General features: G+C 44.9%; 20 protein-coding genes and 1 riboswitch. Of the genes, 4 read left to right on the plus strand and 16 right to left on the minus strand.

The features are described from left to right. The 5 genes from E5355_RS16180 to E5355_RS16200 form a co-directional block, all read right to left on the minus strand. Positions 1–849 (minus strand): reverse transcriptase domain-containing protein (locus E5355_RS16180; RefSeq protein ID WP_210434537.1); only part of this gene is annotated, 849 nt, incomplete at its 3' end. Positions 850–1,340: 491 nt separating this feature from the next. Continuing rightward, positions 1,341–1,673, minus strand: a complete 333-nt coding sequence (locus tag E5355_RS16185; RefSeq protein WP_136011163.1) for a hypothetical protein — start codon at positions 1,671–1,673, stop codon at positions 1,341–1,343. A 32-nt stretch (positions 1,674–1,705) separates the two neighbouring features. Next, positions 1,706–3,568, minus strand: a complete 1,863-nt coding sequence (locus E5355_RS16190; RefSeq protein WP_136011164.1) for a SusD/RagB family nutrient-binding outer membrane lipoprotein — start codon at positions 3,566–3,568, stop codon at positions 1,706–1,708. A 31-nt stretch (positions 3,569–3,599) separates the two neighbouring features. Then, on the minus strand, positions 3,600–6,806 hold the full coding sequence (locus E5355_RS16195; protein ID WP_136011165.1) for a SusC/RagA family TonB-linked outer membrane protein: 3,207 nt from the start codon (positions 6,804–6,806) through the stop codon (positions 3,600–3,602). A 473-nt stretch (positions 6,807–7,279) separates the two neighbouring features. Continuing rightward, positions 7,280–8,476 (minus strand): hypothetical protein, encoded by a 1,197-nt coding sequence (locus E5355_RS16200; RefSeq protein ID WP_136011166.1) that lies wholly within the window; start codon positions 8,474–8,476, stop codon positions 7,280–7,282. 309 nt (positions 8,477–8,785) lie between these two features. Between E5355_RS16200 and E5355_RS16205 the strand changes: the two genes are divergently transcribed. Both E5355_RS16205 and E5355_RS16210 read left to right on the plus strand, forming a co-directional pair. Continuing rightward, positions 8,786–9,475, plus strand: coding sequence for a response regulator transcription factor (locus tag E5355_RS16205; RefSeq protein ID WP_136011167.1), 690 nt, complete (start codon positions 8,786–8,788; stop codon positions 9,473–9,475). Further along, positions 9,450–11,246: a sensor histidine kinase gene (locus E5355_RS16210; protein WP_136011168.1), complete on the plus strand. Its 1,797-nt coding sequence runs from the start codon at positions 9,450–9,452 to the stop codon at positions 11,244–11,246. The genes E5355_RS16205 and E5355_RS16210 overlap by 26 nt, the downstream gene beginning before the upstream one ends. A gap of 323 nt (positions 11,247–11,569) precedes the next feature. Continuing rightward, positions 11,570–11,772: riboswitch (cobalamin riboswitch) on the plus strand. 308 nt (positions 11,773–12,080) lie between these two features. On the opposite strand, the gene E5355_RS16215 is transcribed toward E5355_RS16210, so the two are convergent. The 4 genes from E5355_RS16215 to mutY all read right to left on the minus strand — a co-directional run bounded on the left by E5355_RS16215 (position 12,081) and on the right by mutY (position 15,674). Then, positions 12,081–12,710 (minus strand): 4'-phosphopantetheinyl transferase family protein, encoded by a 630-nt coding sequence (locus tag E5355_RS16215; protein WP_136011169.1) that lies wholly within the window; start codon positions 12,708–12,710, stop codon positions 12,081–12,083. Positions 12,711–12,732: 22 nt separating this feature from the next. Continuing rightward, positions 12,733–14,082 carry a gliding motility-associated protein GldE gene (locus tag E5355_RS16220; protein WP_136011170.1) on the minus strand — a complete coding sequence of 450 codons (1,350 nt, stop codon included), beginning with the start codon at positions 14,080–14,082 and terminating at the stop codon, positions 12,733–12,735. Between the two features lie 23 nt (positions 14,083–14,105). Continuing rightward, positions 14,106–14,561, minus strand: a complete 456-nt coding sequence (locus tag E5355_RS16225; protein ID WP_136011171.1) for a single-stranded DNA-binding protein — start codon at positions 14,559–14,561, stop codon at positions 14,106–14,108. 72 nt (positions 14,562–14,633) lie between these two features. Continuing rightward, entirely contained in the window at positions 14,634–15,674 is a 1,041-nt protein-coding gene (gene mutY, locus E5355_RS16230) for an A/G-specific adenine glycosylase (RefSeq protein WP_136011172.1), read from the minus strand. Positions 15,675–15,831: 157 nt separating this feature from the next. Here mutY and E5355_RS16235 point away from each other — a divergent pair, with 157 nt between their 5' ends. Both E5355_RS16235 and E5355_RS16240 read left to right on the plus strand, forming a co-directional pair. Next, positions 15,832–16,107 carry an HU family DNA-binding protein gene (locus E5355_RS16235; protein ID WP_005826750.1) on the plus strand — a complete coding sequence of 92 codons (276 nt, stop codon included), beginning with the start codon at positions 15,832–15,834 and terminating at the stop codon, positions 16,105–16,107. A gap of 234 nt (positions 16,108–16,341) precedes the next feature. Then, the gene (locus E5355_RS16240; RefSeq protein WP_136011173.1) at positions 16,342–17,916 is read left to right on the plus strand and encodes an Rne/Rng family ribonuclease; all 1,575 of its coding nucleotides are present in this window, start codon (positions 16,342–16,344) and stop codon (positions 17,914–17,916) included. An 80-nt stretch (positions 17,917–17,996) separates the two neighbouring features. Here E5355_RS16240 and E5355_RS16245 read toward each other — a convergent pair whose 3' ends face one another. The 7 genes from E5355_RS16245 to E5355_RS16275 all read right to left on the minus strand — a co-directional run bounded on the left by E5355_RS16245 (position 17,997) and on the right by E5355_RS16275 (position 25,807). Further along, positions 17,997–19,169, minus strand: coding sequence for an iron-containing alcohol dehydrogenase (locus E5355_RS16245; protein WP_136011174.1), 1,173 nt, complete (start codon positions 19,167–19,169; stop codon positions 17,997–17,999). Positions 19,170–19,177: 8 nt separating this feature from the next. Continuing rightward, a complete protein-coding gene (locus tag E5355_RS16250) occupies positions 19,178–20,110 on the minus strand; it encodes a phosphatase PAP2 family protein (RefSeq protein ID WP_136011175.1) in 933 nt (310 codons plus the stop codon). Beyond that, positions 20,100–20,759, minus strand: a complete 660-nt coding sequence (locus E5355_RS16255; RefSeq protein WP_136011176.1) for a CDP-alcohol phosphatidyltransferase family protein — start codon at positions 20,757–20,759, stop codon at positions 20,100–20,102. Before E5355_RS16255 ends, E5355_RS16250 begins: the two co-directional genes overlap by 11 nt. Further along, positions 20,749–21,276 (minus strand): GtrA family protein, encoded by a 528-nt coding sequence (locus tag E5355_RS16260; RefSeq protein ID WP_136011177.1) that lies wholly within the window; start codon positions 21,274–21,276, stop codon positions 20,749–20,751. The genes E5355_RS16255 and E5355_RS16260 overlap by 11 nt, the downstream gene beginning before the upstream one ends. Beyond that, positions 21,261–21,734 (minus strand): phosphatidylglycerophosphatase A, encoded by a 474-nt coding sequence (locus E5355_RS16265; protein WP_136011178.1) that lies wholly within the window; start codon positions 21,732–21,734, stop codon positions 21,261–21,263. Before E5355_RS16265 ends, E5355_RS16260 begins: the two co-directional genes overlap by 16 nt. 138 nt (positions 21,735–21,872) lie before the next feature. After that, positions 21,873–23,162 carry an inositol-3-phosphate synthase gene (locus E5355_RS16270; RefSeq protein ID WP_136011179.1) on the minus strand — a complete coding sequence of 430 codons (1,290 nt, stop codon included), beginning with the start codon at positions 23,160–23,162 and terminating at the stop codon, positions 21,873–21,875. 107 nt (positions 23,163–23,269) lie between these two features. Further along, positions 23,270–25,807: a DUF5686 and carboxypeptidase-like regulatory domain-containing protein gene (locus E5355_RS16275; RefSeq protein ID WP_136011180.1), complete on the minus strand. Its 2,538-nt coding sequence runs from the start codon at positions 25,805–25,807 to the stop codon at positions 23,270–23,272. Positions 25,808–26,263 lie beyond the last annotated feature (456 nt).

Raw genomic sequence — 26,263 nt, forward strand, 5'->3', positions numbered from 1 at the left:
TGTACGCTGGGCGGAACGACGGCTTTTACAAAAGATGACCAGGGCATCAGCATACCGAACGAACAAATGCCCACGTTTCTCCAGTTCCTTGTCCAACTCATTAAGCATTATATTGCTTGACAAGGGACTCAATGGACTACCCTGAGGAACCCCGGCTGAACTGTCCTCTTTCTTGCCTCCTATAAGTACACCGGAGTTCAGATATTTATGAATCAGAGAAATGACACGACCGTCTTTGATGGTACGTGACAGGATTTCTATCAACTTACTATGGCAGACTGTATCAAAGAATTTCTCCAAATCCATATCGACCGTGAACACATAACCGGCAGAGATATATTCGCCACATTTTAATAACGCATCATGAGCACTACGATGAGGGCGGAAACCATAGCTGGTTGGTGAAAATTGAGGTTCATAAAGAGGTTGAAGCACTTGTGAGATGGCTTGCTGAATCAAACGGTCAACCACCGTGGGAATACCCAAGTTACGTGTCTTCCCATTCGATTTGGGAATCTCCACACGACGCACGGGGTTCGGATGGTATTTACCATCATAAATGGAAGTTATTAGTTTATCCTTGTGGCAACGAAGATAAGGAAGCAACTCATCCACTTCCATACGGTCAATGCCGCCACTACCCTTGTTACTCTTTACCTGTTTATAAGCAAGGTTTAAATTAGAAGGGGAAAGAATATATTCCAATAACTCTCCTTTTTCCTGTTTAATGGCTGTAAGATGATTTTCAGTTATCCCCATGAAAGTCTGCATACCAATCATGACTTCAGGTTCCACCCTCTGCGCCGATTGGTCGGATAGAGTTTCTATGTTCTGCTTTCTTCCCCTCATAAGGTAACATTCAGGTATCTTACGTAATTAAGGTTCAGCCCTTCCCCATTATGGTGAGTGACAGGTACTATGGCTTCTGCTGACTTCTCACGACAAATCTTGTTTCAACCAGATACAGTTGGGTTGCACCTGTCCGTGAGACCTCCCCAGATAAGAACGTACGCTTTCATCTCATATGCCCTCTGATTCTACTATATCGGGATTCGGATAGTTATAGGACTTTGTTTTGTTTGGCAAACTTGTCCTCCAAATATAGCCTTATAATCAGTTTCTGTTCGTAGAGCCGAGAGTTTGCCGCAAGCTTCCTTCAGATCCCTCCTCGCGAAGGACACCCTTGCCTTGGGCTAACGATTCCCACTATCAGGGCTCGTTCGGGACTTACACCCTATAGCGCACGCACATGCTGGGCGTACCGAAAAACAGCCGATTCTCACGAACCGGCTGTTCCAATCATCATCTATGAATGAAGACCTTTTAGAGTCTTCAATATATCAAAATTGTACTACAGTTTCTGTATATCCAGTACCAATATTATAACCAGACTCATCATAGACTGTACAATAAACACCCAAAAGCGAAGACTGTGTTTTATTCAGATGGGTTATAGTTATTGAACTACCAGAGGTGGAATAGCTAAAATTCGCTTCTACATTATTTTGCTCAAAATCCCAGACATAAGTATAAGAAAGGTTATCGGGATATGCTCCCAAGTGAGTTGTTTCACCTGGACGAATATCTATTTTCCCTCGTATAGACACTTCACTATTCACTTGCCCTACTATCGGCAATATCGCCAACAATACAGAAATCAATACAGCCTTCATAAATTCACATGTATAAAATTAAACATTCTTGTTTATTCTTGAGTAGAGTCCCACCAAACATTAATGGTAAACGCATCATCTTCCGTATTCCACATATCAGACGATGTATCTGCTCCCGGCACTTCCGAACCGATAGCCTTCAAGTTAGCGGCATTGTAATTAAACTCATGAGAGCACTGCATCCATCTGCGGTAATGCTTACCGGCAGGAATATGTTTCAGTCCATCCTCATTAATGTCGTGGTAGGCCGGTATTCCCCAACCAAAAAAGATTTCCGGGTCAAAATCATAGCGTCGCATATCATTCCAGATTTCCATGGAGAAGTGCAACGCAATACGCTTCTGGGTCATAATCTTACCTAAACTCAAATCTGCGGAAGTACCGATGCCACTTGCCAAGAATTTATCAATGTCTGCTTGCTCCATTGGAGTAAACGACGGACAAGACTTCAATGAAGCATCTTCCGTACACCAAACATTCAGCTTCTCATTCATGCACTCTATACTTGCCTTTACCCCTTCTTTATAAGCTGTAAACGCACCATTTTTATCCCCTTGTTTAAATAAGACTTCGGCCTTAATGAAACAAGCTTCTGCATACGTTCCCACATAAGTAGGCGAAGAAACACGTGTATAGAACGAACCTGATTCTTTGGAAGCGTCTGTACCATCTCGCCTATACAGCAAATCCTGCTTACCCTGATAGCCCTTGCACCAGCTGGTACCTTCCACATAAACTGTATCTCCTTTGCGCGTTTCAGAATCAGAATCAATCCACCAGCCACCTTTTGCCTTGCTAAATCCTGCTCTCAACGGTCCACCCACCAAGTTTGGAGAGTCACCGGAAACCATATCCACGCCCAATGAACGTCTCCATCCATCCTTAAACTTAATCCCTGCCGGTGAATTCGCAGATTTCTGAGACCATGCCCAAGGGATTATCTTGTCCGCACGCGGATCTTCCACTCCCAAACCGGCAAAGTTTGTCAGGTTGTCGTAAAGCATTTTAGTCACCATATAGCCACCATTCATGCCGCATACCGAAAAGAGCGGAGAATAATCTACCGGTTCATTCCAACCTAAATCATCGTGTTTAGGGCCGTTGTCATCTGTATGGTTGATAATGGTATTGTCTGCATTACTCTGTTGAGCCTTTGCCAAACAAGCCAATATCTCATCCGCATCATACTTACCTTCTTTATAACTTCCGGCAGCTTTCTTTGATAATTTATTGCAATAGCGAGCTTTCAGCAGATAGGCAAGTTTTAACCATTTATTCACATCGCCGCTATTCCAGAAATCACCCTCTGCCAGTGAAGGGAGTGACGGTTCTTGTGTCTTTTGCAGATGTTCGATGCCCTCATCCAACTCGCTCAGGCATCCCAGATAGATGGTCTTTCCATTGTCATAGGCAGGAGTTTCATCCTCTCCCAAAGCATAGGTATAGGGCATTTCACCGTAAATATCCGTCATCAGCATAAAGCCGTAAGCACGAATCACCTTTGCCACACCCACATAATGCCAGGCACCTGCTGCCATAGCCTTCTTATACATATCCTCAATGTTGCATCCGGCTCCTACAAACCACCATTGGTAAGGAGTGGTAGAAGGTCCATCTTTATATTTCCAATTAGGTGCCCAACAAGACATATTCCAATAAGTTCCCCCATTGTAATATCTGGTCCAGTCGCCCATAGACATGGACGAACGCCAAGCCCCAAATTGGTTGGCACTGTTCGTATAGAACTCGATATGCGGCAAACGGGTTTGAAAGGTAGCACTCTCCGATGACGGATTTTCCGGATCGACGTTGCAATCCAACCAGTCACTACATGAGGTAAACGCAAGCGTCAACAAACTTACCCCACCCAATAAAAATGTTCTTATATCTTTCATACAATTTTCTTTTTAGTATTCCGAAATATGTTTAGAATGTCAAGTTCAACCCAAAGGACATACCCGACGTAGCAGGAACACCACAATAGTCAAAACCGACAGAAGAGGAGCCTCCCACACCGGCACCGGCAGCAGCCACTTCAGGATCACCGTCATAATTAGTGAACAGCAGCAGGTTGGTGGCAGCAACAGATACAGAGGCCCGCTTTACAAATCCCACTCTTTGCAACCACTTTTTCGGGAAATCATAAGAGAGAGAAACAGAACGAAGTCTCAATGAATTGACTTCAGTAATATAGTTCCGTGTATTCTTTGGATAATAGTTCTGATAATAATCCTTTATGATATTATAGCCACTCTTTTCCACTTCATTAAAGACATAAGTCTTATCCGCTTCCCAAGTATGGCTTACGGCATTGCCATTCGCATCCACACCTTCCACAGTCAAAGGACGATTGCGCACATCACCGGAAAAACGGCTCACACCTGAATTATCCATCGCATAACGAGTGCCGTTGATAACATCACCACCTACGCGGAACTCCCACAACATATTGAAAGTAAATCCTTTCCAGGTCAATGTGTTATTCAGCCCACCCGTAAATGTTGCTTCACGATTACCTACAGCAGAAAGTGCAGAATCAAAAGTAGGCATTCCGTTCTTATCCAAAATAAGTTTTCCGTCTTCATTTCTCTTCCATTCTGTACCGGCAATAGCCATAAAATCACCGCCATTGAAAGAAGCAGCCTGTGCACCGGCATACTGAACATCCGTAACATACATTACGTCCATGCCATCAGGAAGTCCATCCAAAGTACCTCGGTTACCGGCCATATTGAACCCAACTTCCCAAGTCAAGTCTTTGGTCTGCACAGGGATACCTGAAATGCTCAGTTCCATACCTTTGTTATATACATTACCGGCATTGATGGAACAGAATATGTAACCAGTGGATTGAGGACCACGCGGAGAAAGAATCTGATTATAAGAATCATTGGTATAATAAGCATAATCTATGTGCAAACGATTCTTGAAGAAACTCAATTCCAAGCCGATTTCTGTTGATTTAGTCATTTCCGGCTTCAAGTACGGATTACCACGTGTCCAAGTATTACCGGCACCAACCAGACCATTCAAGAAAGCTCCAACAGGCCAAAGTGCAGTAGCCGTCTCATATGCCCCCGTATCCTTACCCACTTTCGCCCAAGAAGCACGAATCTTACCAAAATTAAGCACGCTGTCAGACATCCAACCTAACTTGTGCAACATCTCTGTAAATACAAATGACCCACTGACGGACGGATAAAAATAAGAGCGATTCTCTATAGGCAGCGTAGAAGTCCAGTCGTTACGTCCGGAAACAGTCAGATACAACATATTGTTCCAAGAAGCGCGAAACTCTCCAAACAAGCCGACAAGCCTTTTCTTGGAGGCTCCGTGAGAAAAACGTTTTTCTGTATCTTTCGCATTGGCATAAGAGAAGAAATCGGGCACCGTAAAGTTGTATGCCATCATAGACACGCGGTCTGTCTTAGTCTCGTCAATAGTAGCCCCCAACAACAAGTTCAAGTCAAAATCTCCAAACCTCTTCGATATATTCGACATAAAATCATGAGACATATAGCGGAAGCGCATTGTATTATCACTCATCATTCCATTCTGCCAAACTTGTTTGAGCACACCATTGGCTGCCAATCTGTTGGAAGCTGTTTGCGTATATTGGTCCAATCCTATTTTATAGGACAAGAACCACCATTTAGTAATATCAGCCTTTAAGCTAACCATACCGGTAAAGCGGTCCGTATCATCGAAAATACGGTTTTTATTCACAATCCAATAGGGATTGTCACGTTCCTCCCATGGATCAAGACGGTCACCGAACATACGATAACGCGAACCGTCTTCATTCAAATAACGGGTCATATCGTCAAATGGAGACCAGTTGTAAACCCCGTACAAAGCCCCATTACCGGAAGAGCCATACAAACCGGCTCCGGTCAAGGTTCTATCGGTATGGGCATCAGAATAAGCAGCACTTGCATTAAATGTAAATATGCCTACTTTCTGCTCTCCGTTGAAACGGAAAGCATACTTCCGATAACCGGTTTCAGGTACGACACCTGCCTGGTCATAAAACGAACCGGACAAATAGAACTTACTATTCTTGCTACCTCCTGACACGCTGGCACTCTCATCGAAAACATTGCCAGTCTGAAAGAAATCACCTATATTGTCATACGTCTTCGCATTAGTTCTTTCACCCCAGGAAGTATAGGCAAAATCATTGAACGAAGTACCTGTATATTCCTTATTTGCTCCATAGAGGTCTTCCATAAATCCTCTGGCATATTCCGTTTGAACCTTCGGCAAATCCTTTACCCAAGAACTGGTAAACTTGGAATTTATATTCACTTCTACCATTCCTTCCTTACCTTGCTTCGTCGTAATCAGAATGACGCCATTGGCAGCACGCGAACCATAAAGAGCCGCAGCTGCAGGTCCTTTTAGAACAGACATGCTTTCAATATCTTCCGGGTTAATATCCATCAAACGATTGGAAGTAGTAGAAGCCGAACGCGTAGAACCGTCAAAAGCAGAATTACCTATCACTGATGATGAATTATCATAAATCAAACCGTCCACAACAAAAAGCGGCTGGTTATCCTTCCCTTCAGAACCTGATGTACCTCCTCTGAGAATAATCTGTGCACCTGCACCCGCAGCACCCGAGGACTGAGTGATATTCACACCGGCCACCTTACCCGAAAGGGAGGAAATCGGGTTGGCAGTTTTCACCTTCATCAATTCATCCGATTTCACATCTTCCATTGAATACCCCAAAGCCTTGCGCTCTTTCTTGATACCCATAGCCGTCACCACCACTTCGTCCAGCGCCTGAGAATCATCCTGCAACGTTACATTATAAGCAGTGGCATTCGTCACTTTTATTGTAACACTTTTGTACCCGATAAAAGACACCTCCAGTGTGCTACCCACCGGTGCTTCTACAGAAAATCTTCCGTCAATGTCCGTCACGGCACCCGTACCAGAACCTTTCACTAATACGCTGGCACCGATAATCGGCTCGCCTGCTGCATCTACAACTTTACCTGTGATTTTTTTTGCTTGCTGAGTACTCTGGGAACTTGGCACATTCTCGGCTGCATTTACCGAATAAGGTATAGCCATCCCAAATAGTGCAAGCAACACTAATGATAAGCAATAATTTCTTTTCATAAGCTCTATTATTTGGATTTGTTTGCAAACATATAAATAAATTTAGCAATATCTAAATCTATTAAGCCAAAAAACACTAAATAAATATTAAAATATTTGGATTTGTACTTATACAATGCTTAAAACAAAGATTTAATAATAACCACATTTATTATAAATATATCATATTGACTAACAAACAAGGCAATTTCTCGTCACAAACAACTATTTTATACACATACTCGATATATATGAAATATAAAAAAGACAAATTAGAGCAATAAGACATTTATCACCTCTTTTTTTCGACACTATTACTCCAGGAAAACCGATAAAGCCCACTAAAAAAAGAAATCTAATTTCACACTTACAACAAATAATTAACCGAACAAATCTACAAATTATCCCAAAAACAGTGTTCAACTATTAATTAGCACAGAAATCGATTACGACAGTTATTAACAATCCGTTAACAAAAGCAGATTCCTTCAACCCTACTTTCCTATCGGCTGTATTCTCCTTCTCACCTCTTTGGATATTTCCAGAAACATATAGTTCAGTTTGCCGGAATGAATACCTTCCTTGTTCTGTGCATACTTCTTATTGGCATACTCCTTGGACTTGTCAAAGGTAATGCGCGACATCTGGTTTTGTGACTTTCCCACCATCGTCGAATCCAACTGTTCGTCCGGAAAGAAATCATCCAAATCCACGTCACCAATCATGGTCGTTTCAAGGAAATTCATGTCTTTATGACCGGAATCGGTATAATATCCTACAAACATGTGCCCCGGAGTACGCACCAATATAGGTTCCATATTGATAGCACGGAGCAAAGAGGCAAAAAGCACGCTACCATCCACACAATTGATTTGCGAAGATTCCAGCGCATCATCGAACGTGCGCACACGCTGTGAAAAGACCACATTGCTGGAAAGGCTCGTATTGGACACCGAACTGTAACGGAACTTACGCTTCTGCAATACATTCCACAAGGCATAAACTTGTTTGTCCACCACTTCGGCACCTCCCTGATAACCCAAAAACCGGTTGACGATACGCGTATCCAGCGCTTCACGCAACAGTTTGTCAATCATAGGATTCTCCTCATTTACATAAGCTGCAAAAAAGATGCCGGTATCATGGAATTTTGTACCATTCGTGACATACCCCAACAGGCATTCATTAATGCTGCGAACGGAAAAAGTACGCACCCTCTGGCCCAAATCCTTACCATTCATCTCTACCATAACGGCCACACTGATGGGTTCCGCCTGGTTGTTGTTCTTCAAAGCTTCGTAATCCCATATGATATCAGGATAGATGATATACTCCGTACGCGGTTTTGCCAGTACGAACTCCGACACGGAACGGGAAAAGAACGGAGTCTCCGCAACTTCTACCCGCACCCGACTATAAGCATTCCTTGACCGGATGCGGACAGCAATACATGACTTCGGATTGCCCACGTACATGGAATCCGCCGGCACGATGACCTGAGCGTCGGTAGTCGCCACCGAAAGGATGCTGGAAGGAAATATGTTGCCGCCCAGCTCATCCGCAATCTCAAAGTCCGAACGGAAAGGAACCGTATTCAGCCAGACAGAGCCGATTATCACCAAAAGCAGAGTTCCCACAATAACCGGCAAACGCCTCTTAGAGCAACTCTTGATGTACATAAGTTCTTTCATACAATTCAGTATTTACGAAGCAAAGATAATATTTTAATGGAACGGTCCTTTTAGAAACGCTTTTGATTTTCTTAGATAAACAAGAACTAAATGTAACCCAAATGTAACACTTGCTTCATCATTCTGTAACAATTTTACCTCACTTTTGCACTAAAGAAAGTAAAAATAGCCTGCACCTCAGCATAACTTTTCACATAAACATGAAAATTCTGCATTCGGATTGCCCTATTTTTGCCAATAAAAAAAAATAAAGCTTAACTTTGTGACAAGAGAACTGTTTTACTCTTATCATACATAAACAACAAAGCAATGAATGATTACCGTATTTTAGTAGTGGACGACGAAGAAGATTTATGTGAAATCCTGAAGTTCAATCTCGAAAACGAAGGATATGAAGTAGATACGGCAAACTCTGCCGAAGAAGCGCTGAAAATGGACATCTGCAATTACAATCTTTTATTGCTGGATGTGATGATGGGAGAAATTTCCGGCTTCAAAATGGCAAGCATGTTGAAAAAGGACAAAGAAACGGCCCGGATACCCATCATCTTCATCACCGCCAAAGATACGGAAAACGACACGGTGACCGGTTTCAACCTGGGAGCGGACGACTACATATCCAAACCCTTCTCGCTGCGCGAAGTGGCGGCACGTGTCAAAGCCGTACTGAGACGCACCCGGCAAGGAGAAACGGAGCATGCACCGGAACAGATTTCCTACAAGACGCTGGTGCTGGACATCATCAAGAAAAAAGTCTGCATTGATGGCGAAGAGGCACCGCTCACCAAAAAGGAATTCGAGATCTTATTGCTGCTTTTGCAGAACAAAGGACGCGTATTCTCGCGCGAAGACATACTGAACCGCATCTGGAGCGACGAAGTATATGTGCTAGACCGCACCATCGACGTGAACATCACACGTCTGCGCAAGAAAATCGGAATTTATGGCAAATGCATCGTAACACGTTTGGGATATGGGTATTGCTTCGAAGCCGAATAATAAAGACAGGCACTTTCTGTCCTTCAGCCGGAAACTGTTTCTTTCCGTCATCTCATTGTTTCTAGCATTCGCCGCATGCTTCATCGCTTACCAATATCAGCGAGAGAAAGAATATAAAGTAGAGTTGCTGGACATGCAGCTGCAAGACTATAATGGCAGACTGCACCAAGAATTGCATCACCTCCCCGACAGTATATGGACTTCCCTGCTGAACAGCTACATATCCAAACAGATGGACAAGGAACTGCGTGTCACGGTGGTAGACCTACACGGCAACGTACTGTTTGACAGCTCCCGGAACAATAACCACGACTTGGGCAATCACATCAAGCGGCCTGAAGTACAGAGAGCCCTGAAAAACGGCAAGGGATATGACATGCGGCGCATTTCGGAAACCACCGGCAAAACCTATTTTTATTCAGCCACAGTCTACGAAGACTACATCATCCGTTCGGCCTTGCCCTATAATGTCAACCTGATAAACAGCCTGGCTGCCGACCCACACTACATCTGGTTCACAGTCATCGTATCACTGCTGCTGATATTTATCTTCTACAGATTCACCTCCAAACTAGGCAGTGCCATCAATCATCTGCGCGAATTTGCCAAAAGAGCTGACAAAAACGAGCCTGTAGAAATAGATATACAAACGGCCTTCCCCCATAATGAACTTGGAGAGATTTCACAGCACATCATACAGATATACAAGCACCTGCGCGAAACGAAAGAGGCGCTTTACATCGAACGCGAAAAGCTCATCACCCACTTGCAGACCTCCCGCGAAGGACTGGGCGTATTCAACAGAGACAAAAAGGAGATATTGGTAAACAACCTATTCACCCAATACGGCAATCTGATTTCAGACTCCAACCTGCAAACTACCGAAGAGATATTCTCCATCTGCGAATTCCAGAAAATAACAGATTTCATCAACAAGGCTCAGAGACGCCCCTCCTACAACGAAGAACGAAGAATGTCCATCCACATCAACAAGAACGGACGCACCTTCATCGTGGAGTGCATCATCTTCCAAGACCTCAGCTTTGAAATCTCCATCAACGACATAACCCAAGAAGAGGAGCAAATACGGCTGAAACGACAGTTGACCCAAAACATTGCCCACGAGCTGAAAACTCCCGTAAGCAGTATACAAGGTTATCTGGAAACTATCGTAAACAACGAAAACATTGCGCCTGAAAAAATGCAGGTTTTCCTGGAACGCTGTTACGCGCAAAGCAACCGCCTGAGCCGCCTACTACGCGACATATCCGTATTGACTCGTATGGACGAAGCCGCCAATATGATTGACATGGAAAAGGTAGACATCAGCATGCTGGTTGCAAACATCATCAACGAAGTGTCCCTGGAACTGGAACAGAAGCAAATCACCATTGTCAACTCCCTGAAACCGAAGATACAGCTGCGGGGAAATTACTCCTTGCTCTACTCCACCTTCCGCAACCTCATGGACAACGCCATCGCTTATGCCGGCACCAACATACACATCAACATCAGTTGTTTCCGCGAAGACGAGAATTACTATTATTTCAGTTTTGCCGATACCGGTATCGGTGTTTCTCCCGAACATCTGAACCGTTTGTTCGAACGCTTCTACCGTGTAGACAAAGGACGCTCGCGCAAATTAGGAGGCACCGGCCTGGGACTCGCCATAGTGAAGAATGCAGTCCTCATCCATGGAGGTACCATCTCTGCCAAAAACAACCAAGGCGGAGGACTGGAGTTTGTATTCACACTGGCAAAAGAGAGATAACAGCCCGTTTTACCACACCAAACAACATGCTTTGCAAACCTCCGGAGAAGGTTCTTGTGGCAAGTGTGGCTTGTATCGGTTTTCACCTTACTGATGTAACGGATTGCGCAAATCATCTTAAGTCGTTATTAATCAGAGAGTGGTTTTGCCAACTTATCACCATGCTTTTGGCAAGCTTTTACCATGATTATGGCAAAGCTTTGCCAACAAGGCGGCAAAGTCTTGCCAAGAAGGTGGCAAAACCTTGCCAACTTGTCGGCAGAAAGAAAGAGAGCGGGGAAGAAAATTTATCACTCATAGAATTGTTTTCTCAAAAAGAATCCCTATCTTTGTCATGCATTGGTTCGCTCCCCTCTTCAGGGAAAGCGATTAAAAGGGAATCAGGTGTAAATCCTGAACAGTCCCGCTGCTGTAAGTTTCGCACAATGTTGCAGGCAATCACCCTCTATGCCACTGGAACACTCTTCCGGGAAGGCGTCTACAACAGAAACAAGTCAGAAGACCTGCCATGCACATTTTATCATTGCTTTCGAGGAAAAAGCGTTGAGTCTAATGAACCGGGCAAATCGTCCATCATTTCATTCATCAAACCTTATTCAGAGAAAGTAAAGAAGGTAATAAACTCTGCCAAGTTTATTTGATGATGTCCGGCCGAAGTGATTTCGCCCGGACATTTGTATTACAAAAAGTCATACTTTAGGCCCACTACAACGTATTCCAACACAAATCAGAACAGGTTTATATATCAATCTCATCACCGACTCGGGCACCGGTGCCATGAGCGACCACCAATGGGCGGATTTATAGCCACCCGCCGGAAAGACTGTAAGCGATTTACAAGCTCAATGTCAAGACAAAATCCGGAAACAAATAATAATGAATAGCGAACCGACGTTTCTCCACCGTACGATATTCTTCGGCGGAGAATATGCCGCTTTCATTTACAGCAAAAGGCAAAATGCGCATATGTCCGCGGAAATCAACCTCGGAAGCATTCAGGCATTTGAATATTGTCTCCTTGGCCGACCAGTGCAGCAACAGTGACCAAATGTCGGTTCCCCGAAATACGGACGGCTGTTCATCTTCGCGCATGAATTTATGCGCCACCTTCCTTACCCGCTCACCATACTGCTCAATGTCAATGCCTACTTCCCGACCCGGCAATCCCAAAACAACAGCCACATAACCTTTTGTATGCGAAATACTGAGGGAGGCGGAAGCATCTGCCAGATAAGGTTTCCCACTGGGATGATAAGCAATCTCTTTCTCTTCTCCAGACAGCGTATAAAGTAATACGCGGACAGCCAGCCACTCCAGACGGCGGTGTGCCGCGGTGAAACGCAACATATCTTCTCGGTACACTTCCTGATGAGGGAGCATAGCCAGTAATTCCTCCGGAGATTCCTCCGTTTTCCAAATTCCCCATCGGCAGGAAGGAGCAGTATGTTGCAAAAAAAGAGGCACGAAACAATTAAAAAATTAATAATTAAAGAGAAGAAGCATTGGGGGCTGCCGGGACATTTATTGTAAACTTCACTTTCAAGATACGGCGATTGTCCATCTCCAGCACCTCGAACTCATAACAGTCGTAGGTTACCTTTTCATGAAGAGCAGGAAATTCTCCCTTCAGTTCCAGCAGAAGTCCGGCAAGTGTATCGGCATCCCCTGCCACCTCATCGAACGTTTCCTCATCTATCCTCGTTATCTTATAAAAATCGGTCAGCTGGGTTTTAGCTTCAAACACCCACGTGTGGTCATTCAGTACAGCATACGTGTGTTCTTCATCATCATATTCGTCATGAATCTCACCCACAATCTCTTCGATAATGTCCTCCATAGTGACAATTCCCGACGTACCGCCGAACTCATCAACTACAATGGCAATATGAATCTTGTTTGCCTGGAAGTCGCGCAGCAAATCATCAATCATCTTGGTTTCAGGCACAAAGTAAGCGGGACGAATCAACGACTGCCAGCGGAAATTGTCCCCTTTGTTCAGGTGAGGAAGCAAGTCCTTGATGTAAAGCACCCCCTTGATATTGTCACAGTTGTCTGCATAGATGGGAATACGGGAATAAACATTCTCCACAATACACTTCACCACATCCTTGAAAGAGGTACGAATATCCAAATCCACCACATCGAGACGGGAGGTCATGACCTCCTTGGCGGTCTCTCCGCCAAAGCGGATGATGCCTTCCAAAATATTATTCTCCTCCGAAAGTTCCGCCTTATCAGTCAGTTCCAAGGCATGTGAAAGTTCATCAACCGATATATTATGGTTCTTGCGGGCCACATGCTTGTTCAAGAAAAAAGTGGAACGCACCAACATGGATGCCATCGGGTAGAATACAGAACGGAAAAACGTAATGCCGGGAGCAGCGAAACGACAGAAAACCAACGTTTTCTGAGCTGAATATATCTTAGGCATGATTTCACCGAAAAGCAACAGCAGAAACGTAAGGATTACTGTCAGAATAAGGAACTCTGCAATGAGAGAATGAAATTGAAATACATTCATAAAGAAGAAGTTGCAGAGCATGATTATGGTTACATTCACGAAGTTGTTTGTAATCAGAATCGTCGCCAACAAACGTTCGCTGTTATCCAGCAAATTACTGATTTTCTCATCCGAAGGATGCTTTCTCTCCGCTATTACATTCAAGTCTGACGGAGAAAGAGAGAAAAAGGCTATTTCAGAAGCTGATGCAAAGCCGGAAACGAGCAAAAGCAAACCTGCCAACACAATGGCTACAATGGCCGAAATAGAAGGAGTCTGTACGGATATACCGTTAAAAACATCTGCCAACTGGCATAAATAAGCGTCTGGATCCAAAGATTTTGGTTTTAGTTAAACAATTAGAACGGCAAGTCGTCCGTCGGATTATCTTGTGCAGGAGTAGCCTGCGGTTGTACTGGTTGTTGCGGTCGGGCCGTCGCACCCGCCTGCGGCGCGTAAGGGGCAGCACCGGGAGTTGCAGTTTTCGGAGTCAGCATCTCCATATTGTCGACAAATATCTCGGTCACATAGCGCTTGATACCTCCCTGATCATCATAAGAACGAGTACGTATCTTACCTTCCACGTAAAGTTTGTCGCCCTTGTGCACATATTTCTCAACGATTTCGCCTAAACGGCCACGGAATATCAAGTTATGCCATTCGGTACGGTCTGGAATCTGTGTACCATTCTGCAAAGTATATCCTTTCTCCGTAGTGGCCAAAGAAAGCTGGGCAACACAATTTCCACCTTCATAATAGGTTATTTTAGGGTCTTGTCCCACATTTCCTATCAATATCACTTTATTTACTGACATAAGCTTCTATTTTATTAAATTGCTGCCAAAATTAACGAGAATATTCACACCATGCAAGAATACAGACAACTTTTATACATATTTCTCCAAGAAAGCATGTATCAGCCGAGGCACCGCATAACGGTCCAAATCTTCGACCGCAACCTGCTGGTAACCTGAAAAGGAGTCCGAATCATCGGGCAGAGTGACCTCATAGAAATTGGTATAAATCACTCTGTGGGACAATACATGCTTCACTCCCCGAAGTAGAGTACGGACTATCCGCACCTCTCCCTCTGCAAACAGCGCATGAAACTGCGGACATGACAGAAATTCCTCTTCGGATAAATCTTTTTCCGTTTCGATTAGAGGCAATTCAAAGAGATTTTTCCAGATATCGTCCTCCGTCCTCTTATTTATTAAGGTATGCGCGCCCATGCGTACATATATATAATTAAAATAGCGGTTGGTGGTCTTTGTTCTGTGCTGCTTCACGGGCAGTTGCTGCACCTTGCCTTCCGACAAGGCCCGGCAGCTGTCGGACAAAGGACAAAACAGGCAATTGGGCGACTGCGGCGTACACTGCACGGCTCCGAAGTCCATAATCGCCTGGTTATAATCTGCCGGTCGGGATTTATCGAGCATCTCTCCCGCCAAAGCAGTAAAAGTCTTTTTCCCTTCGGTAGAATCAATAGGAATATCAATGCCGAAATAACGGGAAAGCACCCGATATACATTCCCGTCGACCGTCGCATAAGGCATGTCATAGGCAAAGGAGCAGATGGCCGCTGCCGTATAATCTCCCACCCCCTTCAAGGCACGTACCTCAACGTAGTTTTTCGGGAATGTCCCCTTCATGCTTCTGGCTGCGGCATGCAGGTTACGGGCACGGGAATAGTACCCCAGGCCCTGCCAATATTTCATCACTTCGTCCTCAGACGCAGCAGCCAGCGATGCCACATCCGGAAAGCGTTTTATGAAACGCAAAAAGTACTCATAGCCCTGCGCCACTCTCGTCTGTTGTAAGATGATTTCAGAAATCCATATCAGATAAGGGTTCGTGGTATTTCGCCACGGAAGGTCGCGTTTATTCTCCGCATACCAGTCCAACAATGTTCCGCTAAAAATATTCATGCTACAAAAATACTTCATTTTCAACCTAACAAAGCTTAATGCCAAGACTTTTTTAGAAAATTGTCCGAAATATATTTTTTAGAGACACGGAAAAGCTATATATTTGCAGTCCAAAAAATTAGGAAAACTATAGTAATAATATTTTTTTTAAAGAAAAATGACTAAAGCTGATATTGTAAACGAAATTACAAAGAACACCGGAATTGATAAGACAACCGTACTTACAACCGTTGAAGCATTCATGGACGCAGTAAAGGCATCTTTATCCAAAGATGAAAATGTTTACCTCCGCGGGTTTGGTAGTTTTGTAGTGAAGAAAAGAGCTCAGAAAACTGCTCGCAACATCTCCAAGAACACTACAATAATCATTCCGGAACATAACATTCCGGCATTTAAGCCTGCAAAAACGTTCACCCTCTCAGTGAAGAAATAATAAACAATAGTATTAACCCATAAAATTTTGAAGCTATGCCAAGCGGAAAGAAGAAAAAAAGACATAAAATGTCTACGCACAAGCGTAAAAAAAGACTAAGAAAGAACAGACATAAAAGTAAAAAGTAATTTTTAGTCTGAAGGACAAAATAAAGAACAAACTTGTGAAGCAAAATATCTCGCGGGTTTGTTCTTTGTTTAAGTAGTAAATTGAATCATTTAAAAGCCAATTATTGTGACAAGCGAACTCGTTGTAGACGTACAGCCCAAAGAGGTATCCATCGCACTGCTTGAAGACAAGCAGCTGGTGGAACTCCAGAGCGAAGGAAGAAATATTTCCTTCTCAGTGGGCAACATGTATTTGGGACGCGTCAAGAAATTGATGCCTGGCCTGAATGCCTGCTTCGTGGACGTGGGTTACGAGAAAGACGCTTTTCTTCATTATCTGGACTTGGGTCCTCAATTTAACTCGTTAGAGAAGTACGTAAAGCAAACTTTAAGCGACAAAAAGAAGCTGAATCCCATTACCAAAGCAACCATACTTCCCGACCTTGAAAAGGACGGAACGGTTTCCAACACACTCAAGGTAGGACAAGAAGTAGTGGTGCAGATTGTCAAGGAACCTATTTCGACCAAAGGGCCGCGACTGACTTCCGAACTTTCCTTTGCCGGAAGATACCTCGTACTGATTCCCTTTAACGACAAGGTTTCCGTATCACAAAAAATTAAATCGAGCGAAGAGCGCGCACGCCTCAAGCAACTGCTGATGAGCATCAAACCGAAGAACTTCGGTGTCATCGTCCGCACTGTGGCCGAAGGAAAACGTGTAGCCGAACTTGACGGAGAGCTTAAAGTATTACTGAAACATTGGGAAGATGCCATCACAAAAGTACAGAAAGCCACCAAATTTCCGACACTGATTTACGAAGAAACCAGCCGCGCCGTAGGACTGTTGCGTGACTTGTTCAATCCTTCCTTCGAAAACATCCACGTGAACAACGAGGCAGTGTACCACGAAATCAAGGATTACGTAACCCTCATCGCCCCTGAACGGGCAGGAATCGTGAAGCTGTACAAAGGACAACTCCCCATTTACGACAATTTTGGCATCACCAAACAAATCAAGTCGTCATTCGGCAAGACCATTTCATACAAAAGTGGTGCCTACCTGATTATTGAGCATACTGAGGCGCTTCACGTAGTAGACGTGAACAGCGGTAACCGCACCAAGAATGCCAACGGGCAGGAGGCTAACGCACTGGAAGTGAATCTGGGTGCAGCCGACGAACTGGCACGCCAGCTCAGACTAAGGGATATGGGTGGTATCATCGTGGTGGACTTCATCGACATGAACGAAGCCGAAAACCGACAGAAGCTTTACGAACGTATGTGTGCCAATATGCAGAAAGACAGAGCACGTCACAACATCCTGCCGCTCAGCAAATTCGGACTGATGCAAATTACACGCCAGCGTGTGCGCCCGGCTATGGATGTAAATACGACTGAAACCTGTCCCACCTGTTTCGGCAAAGGCACCATCAAATCGTCCATCCTCTTTACGGACACCTTAGAGAGTAAGATTGATTATCTGGTCAACAAATTGAAGATAAAGAAATTCTCGTTACACATCCACCCGTACATTGCAGCCTATGTCAATCAGGGACTCGTCTCCCTGAAACGGAAGTGGCAGATGAAGTACGGATTTGGTATCAAGATTATTCCAAGCCAGAAACTTGCATTTCTGGAATATGTATTCTACGACCTGCAAGGGGAAGAGATAGACATGAAGGAAGAAATCGAAATCAAATAAAAAAAGCGGTGAAGAGTATTTGTCTTCACCGCTTTTTTTAATCCTTCCTTCGGGAAATTCTTCCCGAAAAGCAGCGTACGCTATAAAGCCAAGCGATATATTTCCTTACAATCGGTCATGGTCAGCTTCACGTAGTTACCAAGCAGTTCGCCTTTATTGCGCTGCAGGCTGGCAATCATACGGTCTATATCGGGATGTTCAATGCCCAACTCCTTAAAGCTGACCGGCAAACCCATATAACGAAAAAAGTGTTTCAAACGGGCAGTACCTGCCAAAGCCATCTCTTCCAAATCATCGGACTTGGGTATATCAAAAACACGACGGGCAAACTGGGCAATCTTTGCCGGATTATGTTCCGCCATAAAGGTCATCCAGGCAGGGAAGATGACAGCCAGACCGGCACCATGGGCTACATCATAGATAGCACTGATTTCATGTTCCAGTGCATGGGATGCCCAGTCTTCCTCACGCCCTACCCCACAAGTTCCGTTATGCGCCACAGTGCCACACCACATAATGTTGGCACGCGCGGCATAGTCGTCCGGTTGCAGTTTCACTCGGTAAGCCTCTTTAATGATAGCTGTCAAGGTACCTTCGCAAAGCCGGTCACTGATTTCCACATCCGAAGTATTCGTAAAGTAACGTTCCATGATGTGAGCCATCATGTCGGCAATACCACAAGCCGTCTGATAAGCCGGGAGGGTGTAGGTCAGTTCAGGATTCATGACGGAGAATACGGGACGCAAATGCTCAGGAGCGCAAAGACCCAGTTTTTGGAGTGTCTCTGTCTTGGTGATTACCGCATTGCCCGAGCCTTCGCTTCCGGCAGCCGGGATAGTCAGCACCACGGCTACTTTCAGCGCTTTCTCCACCTTGGCACGACCGATAAAGAAATCCCAGAAGTCGCCATCATACAGGACTCCGGCAGCAATGGCTTTCGCCGTATCTATGACCGAACCACCCCCCACAGGAAGCATCATATCCACCTGTTCACGACGACAAAGCCGAATACCTTCGTACACTTTCCCGTCAACGGGATTAGGTCGGACACCTCCCATTTCGCAATAAGCCACACCAGCTTCCTGTAAAGATTGCTTTACACGCCCCAGCAGTCCGCTACATACGACAGAACCGCCTCCATACACTATCATCACTTTTTGCGCACCATACTTACGCGCCAATGCACCGACCTGCACTTCAGTATTCTTGCCAAAAACAAACTCCGTAGGACTATAAAGAACAAAATTATTCATTGTATATCTTATTCAATGTATCGACTGTATCTTTCAAAGAAGCGTCCGAACGCCCCCCACTTCATCAGTCCTTTCTCGAACACCCAAATACCCAGCAATGCACAAGAGATGCCCAGCATCACATCAATCAGATAGTGATGTCCCGAATAGACAGCCGTCCACCAGATACCGACCATAATCACCGAAAACAACGCTATCAGCCACTTCCTGCTGCGGTCTATAACAGCGTAGGCCAAAGCTACCACCATATAGGCGGCATGAAGCGAGGGCACCGCTGCAAATACATTGGCATTCCTTCCGTAAATAGAGTTGAAGACGGAGCATCCCAGCAGTTCGTCAAAGCGCCCCAAGCCTGCCACATTACCCGGAGTGTCGAGTATAGGTTCGAAACCATAATTCATGGCATACCAAGGTGGAGCAGCGGGATGGATGTAATAGCCGGCAAAACCGATAAGATTAACCAGCAGAAATACCATCGCAAAGCGAAGATATACCTTACGGTCGCCCTTCAGATAAAGCCACAGCCCGAATGCAATGGGAACGGGTACCCAGCAGAGATAGAATATCCCGGCAAAGCAATCGGCTACCGGGCAATAGTTCAAAGCAAAATATTCGCAAGGAATAAGGACAGTACCGTCTACAGAGAAGCCGAAAAGGGATTTTTCTGCCTCATAAAGTCCTTTTACATCAATGGGATTCACCTGGTAATTGGGATATACACGCATCCAGTCATACGAAATGCCGAATACGAAAAACGGCAACAGCGCCACTGCCAACTTACGGGTTGTCTGTCCGGCAAAGAACAATATCCAAAATACACCCGTCATCAGGAAATGTTCCGGACGAAGCCCGATACAGACCGCTGTCAGAATCATGAAAAACGCCGTGATAACAATCACCGGCACAGCCTCTCTCACAGAGGGAAACAAACTAGTTTTCATCCTTGTTTTTCAGTAATTTATAGCAATGTGCCAAGCGCGCAAATGCCGTCAAATTCGCCAATATTGCAATCACTGCCATAGGCACAATTAGTATCATCATCGGGTCGAACAAGGTACAATCACTGAAGATACCGCAGAACATGGCACCGAGGGCAGTCAGTACAACGCGTTCGGGACGCTGCATGAAACCTACCTTACACTCCAGTCCCAAGCCTTCGGCACGGGCACGCACGTAACTCACCATCAGCGAACCTATCAACGCAATGAATGTAATGATGGAGCCCCACAAATAGCCTTGCAGCATCAAGTAATAGAAGATGCCGAACAATGTCATAAGCTCGCTGTAACGGTCGAGTACGGAATCGTACAACGCACCGAAAGTAGAACTCATTTTACCCACACGCGCCACGCGGCCGTCCATCATATCAAACAACCCGGCAAAGAGCACAATACCGCCTCCCCAGCCCACATAGGCCAGTTCGCCACTTTTACACACTCCGGCATACACAAACAAGGCAGCCGCCACGATATTCAGCACCAGCCCCGTAGTCGTAATAAAGTTAGGCGTAATGCCAATGTTAATCATACCATGCACCACAGGGTTGATAATCTTGTATATCACCTGCTGCAACCAATCTCTATAATTCATATTCGTCTTTTTTGTTTTCTAAATAATGTTTCAGAAAGCCTTTTATATTGTGATTACGATAAACGAAAAAACGTTGCAGATGGTAGTTCCAAAAAAAAGCTACCAACACTGCTACAATTATCTTCGAGAGAATAAATACATCGTCTATATAATATCCCCACAATCCATTTACCCATGTCATGCCGGTAAGCCATTCAGTCAATGCAAAAGTACCCCAAGTATTCAGTATAATGCTGCCTCCCCAGACAAAGAGGTACTTGACGGCAACATGCGTTTTCTTGCAGTTGCTGGCATGGAACACCCATCCGTAATTAACGGCACAGTTTACAATGCCTCCCACCACAGATCCCGTGAATGTGGCATAAAGATAAAAAACAGCAAAAGCCTTTACCAGAAGGATAGTCACCAGAAAATCGACAAAGCTTGCGAATTGCGCAGAAATCTGGGCCTTGAAGAAGATCCAGACAGAATGACGCCATGACAAATATCTGCCGCTTATTTTCAGCTGATTATCCATCTTGTCACAATCAAAATTATAAATCCGTAGACTCCGGACAGAATATCGTCCGCCATTACCCCTATTCCACCCGGCAGACTTTCCATACGGCGAATGCCCAGGGGCTTGAATATATCAAACAAACGGAACAATACAAATGCCCCCAATGCATACCATACGTGTCCGGCGGGCGCCGCAAGCAGGGCAATCCACACGCCAACCATTTCATCGACCACCACACGCGAAGGGTCTTTGCCCCAAGATGCCTCCAGACGGTTGGCAGCCCAGACACCGGCAAGTGTAAATACCAAAATCAATGCTACTGTCAGCCACAAAAGGCAGACACTTGAAACCAGATAAGACAACCCGAACCAGATAAGCGTAGCCAGCAAAGCTCCCGCAGTGCCAGGTGCAAAAGGAGAAAAGCCCGAGCCAAAGCCCGTACCGATAATGACTGGGAGGAAGGAGTTTTTTTTCATCAAAAAAGTAATGAGGTGATAAATGCGATAAAAACGGTAAAGTGACAAATGCAAGAAAGTAATAAAAGTGATAAAGTGGTAAAGTGCTATCACTCTATCACCTTACCACCTTATTTTTATCACCTTATCACTGTTTTTTTAGTCCAGGTAACTCGGTGCTGTCTCACCCACCATGTTGCGAAGAGTCTCTTTCACCATGCGCCATTGCTGGAACAAATCGTGTACCGGCTCATGCTCGAAGTCGTGCATCGGGCTCTTGCAGAAGAAGGACAGCCACGTCTGAATGCCGCACATGCCTGCACGCAATGCCAAATCACTGAAAAGAACCAAGTCGAGCGCGATGGGAGCAGCAAGAATGGAGTCGCGGCACAAGAAGTTAACCTTGATTTCCATCGGATAGCCCATCCAGCCGAAAATATCGATGTTGTCCCATGCTTCCTTATTATCCTTACGGGGAGGATAGTAGTTGATGCGTACCTTATGATAAACATCACCGTACAAGTCTGGATATTTCTCCGGTTCGAAGATATTGTCGATAACAGACAGCTTGCTGACCTCTTTTGTCTTGAAGTTCTCCGGTTGGTCAAGTACCTCACCGTCACGGTTACCCAGAATATTCGTAGAGAACCAGCCGCTTACACCCAACATACGGGTCTTGAACATCGGGGCAAGCACTGTCTTCATCAAAGTCTGGCCGCTCTTGAAGTCCTTACCAGAAATGGGCACATTCATTTTCTTGGAGAATTCCCACATAGCCGGAATGTCCACACACAGATTGGGAGCACCCATAATGAACGGAGCGCCTTCTGCGATGGCAGCGTATGCATAGCACATGCTCGGAGAAATTACCTCGGTATTGTTGTCCTTCATTGCCTGTTCCAAAGCAGCGAGAGATTCGTGTTCCTTGGACATCGGAACATAAATTTCCGTACTTGCCGCCCACAGCACGGCAATACGCTCGCAGTTATTGGCTGCCTTGAAGTTACGGATATCCTCACGCAACTGTTCTGTCATTTCCCAGCGGTCGGCAGCTTTCTTGATGTGCGTACCGTTCAAACGTTTTGCAAAATTGTGGTCGAATGCAGCAGGCATCGGCTTGATGGCTTGCAGTTCGTCTTTTACCAGATTCAAATCTTTCTCTTTCAAGACCTCGGCATACATAGCAGCTTCGTAGGCGTTGTCCGGGAAAATGTCCCAACCACCAAAAACGATATCATTCAAATCAGCCAAAGGCACTATGTCTTTGATAAGTTTTTCTTTGCCATCCTGCATGCGCATGGTAGCCATTTGTGTGATTGAGCCTATAGCTTTTGCCAAGCCCTTGCGAGCAGCTAATGTACCGGTAATCATGGTGGTTGCAACCGCACCACCTACTCCGACTACCAACACGCCCAAGCGTCCGGTTGCCGGCTTAATGTTTTCTTTCATTGCCATTGTATTATTTAGAGTTTAAAAAATTGCTCAAATTTAGGGCATTTTACCCAATTGGGATTAGTCATTTTATCCGATTTAATGTTCTATTAGTAAGATTTAAGTTAAAATGTCATATGTAGACTGATTCTGAGCCCGGATTTGTCCATATCCGGTAAATTTCGGTAAGTCAGACGCCATACATAATCGACACGCAACACCTTGAAAATATTTTCAATGCCTACACCAGCCTCTACGTATGGCGTATGCCCCATGGTGGTACTTCCGGCAGGAAAACGGAACAAATCCTGCTGAAAAGCCGGATTGTTCTTATCACTCAAATTTCCATACAAGCCGCGACAGGAAAGTACTTCACGCCATTTCAACTTTTTCAAAAAAGGAATGCGGTTGAAGAGCCAGCCGTTCAAGTAATAAGTCACATCCCAGGAAGCGTATTCATCGTTCATGAATTCCATGGCATTCATCAATGAATAAGACTCGGGCTGTATGGTATAGGACAAGTTTGCATTGGGAATGATGAGCAGAGGAAAAGGAACTTTATTCCAAACTTTTCCGGCTTTCAGGATAACGTCCGTATAGCCGAATGCCGAGAACCAGAAACGCTTCTGAAAACCCGCTTCCGTATAGTGATAGGTATAGTCTCCCCCCAGTACTCCTTTAGCAGCCATGGTATGTGTAAGCGAAAAGACCGGAGCATCCAGCGAAACGGGGAAGCGGTTCCATTGGGTCTGGAAGAATTTCTCATTGGGAGCATAGCGCAGCTTCAATTCGAGCTCACCGGTCGAAATACTCTTTACATATGTATTACGGTCACCCTGCTTGATGAAAGGAATCAGATGGGATGATTCATCTTTACGCAGGCGCGCCGTCATCTGTACGGAAAAGCCGGAATGAAACTCATTGGTATAGGTCAGCTCCGCCTTCCGCTGATAGCCTATACGGTCATCCTTCTGACGTTTCAAGGCAAGAAAAACATTGTCCTGACTGGTATAAAGATAGTGTTGTCCATATTGATTGACGTCTGACAAGTAACGGAGCTTCAATGAATGTATAGGAAATTCATTGGCATACTCCTTCTTCTTATGAAAAGAATATTCCAGTTCGGCAAGTCCCTTTACACGATGGTCGCGAAAACCGTATGCCAAATAGCCCCTGCCGAACAAATACGGATTGAGCCATGCTGTCGTCATACCGCCGGCACGCAAGCGCACCCCTTCCAGTGTGTTTCCGCTGATAGTGGTATTCATCATACCGATATAGAACAAAGGTTCTTTTTCCTTCGGAGCGGGAATATACCCCGTAAACAGCACCTTCAGCACTTTCTCCGTCCAGAAATAAACGGGATAGCTGCGCAACTGGGCCATCATCTTGTCCACCGAAGTCTCTTTCTTGCCGACCTCCACCTGGCGGTTGGCATCCCAATATGCTTCCGAATAGCCGGAAGCCGATGCCTCTTCAATCACTTTTTCAGGTTTTTGAAAAGCCTGCCGAGCCTTGTCATCCGGTTCATACTGATAGTTTCTGTAATACACATCCCGCTTGGCATAAATGCCGTCACTATTGTCCACCAACTTGAACTCCGTAGTGATACTCTCATTGAGCAACTGCCGCGTACCGTTCTCCGCACGGTCAAAATTCTGCTCAATCTTCATGTAGTCCACAAAGTTCAAATTGATTTTCTGAGGAAAGTTCATGACGGCACGCCTTACAAAATAGGTGCTGTCCAGCATGACGTACAAATGTCCCGTAAAACCGAACGACTCGGAGTTGAAAGGAACAAATGTCAAGTCAACACAAGGCTTTCCGGCAACAGTAATCGTATCCATCAGATAATATTTGTAGAAAGACAGTCCAAGGGAGGAAAGCGGACTGACAAACTTATTGGTGAACAAGGTGATGTTGTTCTCATAAAGGTCTACATCAGTCATAGTGACACTGATAGCCTGCTCCATACCCTGCCGGGAAAGCATTTCGTCCACTCCTGCCTGCCTGCGGGCAGCGACCCACTGTTTGCGGCTATGCGGAGACTTGCGGTAATAGTCTGTGGCAAGCAACTCACGGTTGGAGATGGCCAGTAACGGCCTGCCAGTAACGGCAGAGGTATCGACATAATCCGTCAGGAACTTGAACTTACGGTAAAGCCACTTCTGCTGCTTCAGGCTGTCGAAGTTATTGATGGCAAAAGTCATTTTTTCGTAGCGGTCACGTTTCCAAAAGTCGCGTTCGTCGGGCGAATAGTCATCCCGATGTTCTATCATCTTGCGTACAAACTCCCCTGCGGGATTATTCCTTTTCTTATACCGTTCACGTTTCGGCTTCACCACCACCTCATCCAGTGCATAAGTGGCTGGCGAAAGGGCAATATTGAATTTAGAAGACTTTGCGGGATGAATAAGCCGGACATATTCATTATATCCCACAGTCGAAATGACCAGAGTGGCCTCCGGACGACAGGTCTTGAAGGAAAAACGGCCGTTATTGTCCGTCATTCCCCCCTCCGTAGTTCCTTTCAGATAAACTGACGTATAAGGCAGTGGCTCCTTCGTCAACGAATCGATGACAACGCCTTGCACCATATATTGTGCTCTCAATGGAAGAGTAACCAGCTGGATAAACAGAAATACCCTAAAAAACAACTTCATACCTTAATTTCACCTAATTCAGATGGCAAAGGTACGGAAGAAAACTTTTTCTTAAAGTTCGGTTTTACGGAATAAATGTTCTAAAAAACTCCTTTTGTATAACAATACTTCGGCAATCTGTTCGGAGTGCTTCCCGTCCATATCGGCGGCATCCCCATCAGCTTGAGCACAAGATGCGCGCATTTATTGCCGAAAATTCAAGCCACTATATATCCATTCGCCAATATCTATTCGTCCGACAGCTCTCGGACGATAATTCAACAGTTGTCGGACGATAATTCAACAACTGTCGGACGAAAAGAAAACATATATCGGACGATTAATTTCAAGCAAGGAAAGAAATAGCACGCCACATGAACAGAGATTATCCACCGAATGACTGAAAACAATAAATAACAAACTAGTAGTGGTGCGATAAAAATCCAACCACTGCGATTAATATATTAGTATTTAGTC

This window comes from Bacteroides muris (ex Afrizal et al. 2022), assembly GCF_004793475.1.
Classification (GTDB): Bacteria; Bacteroidota; Bacteroidia; order Bacteroidales; family Bacteroidaceae; genus Bacteroides; species Bacteroides muris.

Bases quoted from the DNA above. Each gene is read 5' to 3' on its own strand.
- E5355_RS16185 (WP_136011163.1), bottom strand. From the start codon at position 1,673: ATGAAGGCTGTATTGATTTCTGTATTGTTGGCGATATTGCCGATAGTA.
- E5355_RS16190 (WP_136011164.1), bottom strand. From the start codon at position 3,568: ATGAAAGATATAAGAACATTTTTATTGGGTGGGGTAAGTTTGTTGACG.
- E5355_RS16195 (WP_136011165.1), bottom strand. From the start codon at position 6,806: ATGAAAAGAAATTATTGCTTATCATTAGTGTTGCTTGCACTATTTGGG.
- E5355_RS16200 (WP_136011166.1), bottom strand. From the start codon at position 8,476: ATGAAAGAACTTATGTACATCAAGAGTTGCTCTAAGAGGCGTTTGCCG.
- E5355_RS16205 (WP_136011167.1), top strand. From the start codon at position 8,786: ATGAATGATTACCGTATTTTAGTAGTGGACGACGAAGAAGATTTATGT.
- E5355_RS16210 (WP_136011168.1), top strand. From the start codon at position 9,450: ATGGGTATTGCTTCGAAGCCGAATAATAAAGACAGGCACTTTCTGTCC.
- E5355_RS16225 (WP_136011171.1), bottom strand. From the start codon at position 14,561: ATGTCAGTAAATAAAGTGATATTGATAGGAAATGTGGGACAAGACCCT.
- mutY (WP_136011172.1), bottom strand. From the start codon at position 15,674: ATGAATATTTTTAGCGGAACATTGTTGGACTGGTATGCGGAGAATAAA.
- E5355_RS16235 (WP_005826750.1), top strand. From the start codon at position 15,832: ATGACTAAAGCTGATATTGTAAACGAAATTACAAAGAACACCGGAATT.
- E5355_RS16245 (WP_136011174.1), bottom strand. From the start codon at position 19,169: ATGAATAATTTTGTTCTTTATAGTCCTACGGAGTTTGTTTTTGGCAAG.
- E5355_RS16250 (WP_136011175.1), bottom strand. From the start codon at position 20,110: ATGAAAACTAGTTTGTTTCCCTCTGTGAGAGAGGCTGTGCCGGTGATT.
- E5355_RS16255 (WP_136011176.1), bottom strand. From the start codon at position 20,759: ATGAATTATAGAGATTGGTTGCAGCAGGTGATATACAAGATTATCAAC.
- E5355_RS16260 (WP_136011177.1), bottom strand. From the start codon at position 21,276: ATGGATAATCAGCTGAAAATAAGCGGCAGATATTTGTCATGGCGTCAT.
- E5355_RS16265 (WP_136011178.1), bottom strand. From the start codon at position 21,734: ATGAAAAAAAACTCCTTCCTCCCAGTCATTATCGGTACGGGCTTTGGC.
- E5355_RS16270 (WP_136011179.1), bottom strand. From the start codon at position 23,162: ATGAAAGAAAACATTAAGCCGGCAACCGGACGCTTGGGCGTGTTGGTA.
- E5355_RS16275 (WP_136011180.1), bottom strand. From the start codon at position 25,807: ATGAAGTTGTTTTTTAGGGTATTTCTGTTTATCCAGCTGGTTACTCTT.